6 protein-coding genes are annotated in these 3295 nt (G+C 41.8%); 2 read left to right on the top strand and 4 right to left on the bottom strand.

Annotation, left to right across the window (positions count from 1 at the left end; all coding sequences use genetic code 11):
* Positions 1 to 20: 20 nt before the first annotated feature.
* The 3 genes from BEN49_RS12530 to BEN49_RS26925 all read right to left on the bottom strand — a co-directional run bounded on the left by BEN49_RS12530 (position 21) and on the right by BEN49_RS26925 (position 1631).
* Entirely contained in the window at positions 21 to 233 is a 213-nt protein-coding gene (locus BEN49_RS12530) for a recombinase family protein (RefSeq protein WP_070743932.1), read from the bottom strand.
* Positions 233 to 952: a hypothetical protein gene (locus tag BEN49_RS26930; RefSeq protein ID WP_125916828.1), complete on the bottom strand. Its 720-nt coding sequence runs from the start codon at positions 950 to 952 to the stop codon at positions 233 to 235. Before BEN49_RS26930 ends, BEN49_RS12530 begins: the two co-directional genes overlap by 1 nt.
* Before the next feature lie 238 nt (positions 953 to 1190).
* On the bottom strand, positions 1191 to 1631 hold the full coding sequence (locus BEN49_RS26925) for a hypothetical protein (RefSeq protein ID WP_125916826.1): 441 nt from the start codon (positions 1629 to 1631) through the stop codon (positions 1191 to 1193).
* Positions 1632 to 1699: 68 nt separating this feature from the next.
* On the opposite strand from BEN49_RS26925, the gene BEN49_RS12525 reads away from it, so the two are divergent.
* Positions 1700 to 1882, top strand: a complete 183-nt coding sequence (locus BEN49_RS12525; RefSeq protein WP_070743930.1) for a recombinase family protein — start codon at positions 1700 to 1702, stop codon at positions 1880 to 1882.
* A gap of 190 nt (positions 1883 to 2072) precedes the next feature.
* Here the strand turns inward: BEN49_RS12525 and BEN49_RS25680 are convergent, their stop codons facing one another.
* Positions 2073 to 2903 (bottom strand): restriction endonuclease, encoded by an 831-nt coding sequence (locus tag BEN49_RS25680; protein ID WP_083326053.1) that lies wholly within the window; start codon positions 2901 to 2903, stop codon positions 2073 to 2075.
* A gap of 159 nt (positions 2904 to 3062) precedes the next feature.
* Between BEN49_RS25680 and BEN49_RS12520 the strand changes: the two genes are divergently transcribed.
* Positions 3063 to 3295: recombinase family protein (locus BEN49_RS12520; RefSeq protein ID WP_141765667.1), on the top strand; the 233-nt coding region annotated here is incomplete at its 3' end.

Below are 3295 nucleotides of genomic sequence, written 5' to 3'. Positions count from 1 at the left end.
TGGCTGAAGCGGTCCAAGCGCTAGAACACCACTAGGTCGAGCTTCTTCTGGTAGACCTCGAGCAGTAAGGGCTCGAACTCGGTGCGGTCGGCCTTACCACCCGACTCCTCATCGGTGAACACTTTGTAAAGCGTGCCGTGCTGCTCCGCGAAGGCCCGCAACTGGTGCAGCTGATTCTCGGTGTCCTGGCCCTTTGTCTTCGTCGACACCCGGGCGTAGATGGCTACTCGCATCAGTGCTTAGTGAACAATTCATATAAAGATGCGGGTCGGCATAAGTAACTCTCCTGCACAGATGCAATAAATGTACTAATCCCCGTGAACCACCTCTGACGACTACCCTTGTATTGCATTGCTCCCAAATGTCTTTCAATATCCATTGCAGTCGTGAGCGAAATATGGCCATTGATTGCCATGAACTTATTCAATATATGGTGAATGTATTTATTTACACATTCACCATATAATATAGCTTCTGCTTTAGTTGGTATATATCCCTGGTGGACAACCTTATTTCTAAACTCACTTGTTTCGACTGATTTCCCATTTAACGTCAAAACAAGGCCTGTATTTTTGATGAGCCAAGATTTATTAAATACTGGAGCGGCTTCATTGAACTCTTTTAAATACAGCGCATAAAAAGCTCCCACTTGCCTCTCTGACTGCTTAGACATAGTTGCCCATAACGCTTGGTAATTATCCAACCCAGTTTCACCCCATCTATAAGTAACAGGGTCTTGCATTTGCTCTCTGAGTACATAAAGAATGCCGTACTCATAAAACCTTTCCAGCGCTACTGCAAAATTAAAAACAGCTTCACGGAAATAGTCATCTTTTAGTGAAGAGATACCTGATTCAAATATTACCTCAAATTGCGAGTTCTGAATAATTGTCGTTGTCTCGTGCCCCAAATCACAAGTAAGTTCATACGTACAACTATTGCCGACTGGCATATCGTACGTACAGTATGCAGGCCTTGGAGTCATTTGCGTACATGGTACACAGGTAATTGGGATTCTCATAGTACGCGGTTTCATGTGACTTAAAGCTACGCTCAACCATCCAATAAACGGTATTAAAAAACGGCCCGGAGAACCTGCGTTTCCGGGCCGTCTGCGTGGAATCGGTTTCCCTCCAGAATACGACCGTATTTTGGAGACCTAAAAAACTGCCACTAGTAGATGGTTTATCTCAGGCCTGTGGATGCTGCGCTATTTGATTTCGCCAAAAATTTGCGGCATGATCCAATATGTCTTCAGCATCAATTTCCGCATTTCCGACCCGTAAAAATTGACCGAGTTTAACGGGAAATGTATAAGGGAATCCTGCATTTTCGATTGTAGGAATATGTGGACTGTCCGTCTTGTGTTTCGAGTGGTTGGAAACCAGTCTTATCAAACGAAGTATCTGATCAATATCAGAGTCCAATAACGACTCATCAAATAGAAATCCTGGTTTTTGACCTTTCATGATTACTATTTTTTCTTTAGCAATTAAGCTTAAGCTAGCAGGTGCTGAAGGGTCATTAGCAATCCATTCCGGTATAGAGTTAAGAGTCAAGAGACAGTCTAATAGCTGAAACACAGTTTGGTTAGCGTTGTATTGCTGTAAATCGTGTTCTAGCTTTCTCATCAAATCCAAGTAATTGTTTAGCTCTGCTATCATACTGCTTATTGTTCCGCTTTAAATTGTCATTATAGATGCGAGTTGCTATCTACGCCCGCGTGTCGACGAAGGATAAGGGCCAAGATACTGACAATCAACTGCACCAGTTGCGCAAATTCGCTGAGCGGCACGGTCGTATCTGTCAAGTATATACCGACCAAGAGTCGGGTAGCAAAGCCGACCGCACCGCGTTCAAGGCCCTGCTGCTCGAAGCCTAAATTATATAAGGAGAGCCATTCAACGAATGTGGAATTACTCTTTAAGCAGGCTTACAAAATCTTCTCCATTGGTCCAATAAAGCGCTAAAAATTCCATTGTTTTCTTCGTAATTAGGTTGCCTATGTATACGTGTTGCAAATAAGCAAAATTACCTCCGAATGGAATTTCCTCAGGTGTGCCAGCGTATTTTCACGATTTATCATCTACTATGGAAAATACTTCATTTGATCTATCAACGCTTAAATAAGATAAAATAAATTCATCAGTAATAAAATTTTGTATTCCCCGATATTCTTTAGGGGTAAAGTATTTAAAGTAGTGCCTGTATTTGATACTATAATTCATTGTTGCTTCGTGAGCTGTCACTTCATATGGTACCTTACCATAGAGATGAGCAATGACTGAAAGATGCTCGGAAAAAACATGTTGGTAATCTCCTTCCTCCATACTCAATTCTCCAGTACTAATCATTTTGCACAACAATTCGAAGGCATCTATCTTACTGCCGTCGTTTTGCTTTAGCAAAGAAGATACTTCGAGAGGGTTTCCAGGCATACCTTCAACAGCCTGCATAGTGAAAGACAATTTAGCACTGATTATAACTTTCTTTTTAAGGACCGGAATTTGTATTTCCTTACTCCAATCTATTTCGGAAGCATCATGCGCAGAACATACTTCTATTCCGTGATTTTTAGCATACGATTTTGCTGATTTAGTGAATCCTGAACTACATATCAGAATGCCCTTTGACGCTCTCACATCTTTTATGACAGAACTAAATTCACCAAGTATATTAATATCTGCCGCCTTTTTATGGTCTTTGGCTTGAACTATAATCAATATTTCGTGGCCCCCTATTTTATGCCTTATTGATATGTCAATCTCTCTATTTATGCCACTCTCAATTCCTGCTATTTTATCATTTATACGAGTATCAGCGCGAGGCTCGAGTTCTTGATATATTTTATATATTAACTCCTCGTATGGTTTGCCAGTTAATTTGGGTTTTCGCTTGCTCATGGCTAGTAGTCATTTAATGAAGCAGAATTAAAGGCAGTTTCGCATTCAAACTGAGTAAACAAAAACTATTTATTGATGGCTCAGGATAGACGATTCAAGCCAGAATTTAGACTGGTAAGACAACATCGTTGAATTAATCTCAAACAAGCAAGAATGTAAATGCGAATCGCATTGTATGCTCGGGTATCGACTAGAGATAAGGGCCAAGATACTGAGAACCAGCTGCACCAGCTGCGGGCCTTCGCAGAGCAGCATGGCACCATCTATAAGGTGTTCACCGATGAAGAATCGGGTGGTAAGGCCGACCGCACCGAGTTCAAGACCTTACTGCTAGAGGCCTACCAGAAGAAGTTCGACCTAGTGGTGTTCTGGCGCCTGGACCGCTTCAGTCG

Source organism: Hymenobacter coccineus, from assembly GCF_001816125.1.
Classification (GTDB): Bacteria; Bacteroidota; Bacteroidia; order Cytophagales; family Hymenobacteraceae; genus Hymenobacter; species Hymenobacter coccineus.
This window is presented reverse-complemented; position numbering and strand designations above follow the sequence as displayed.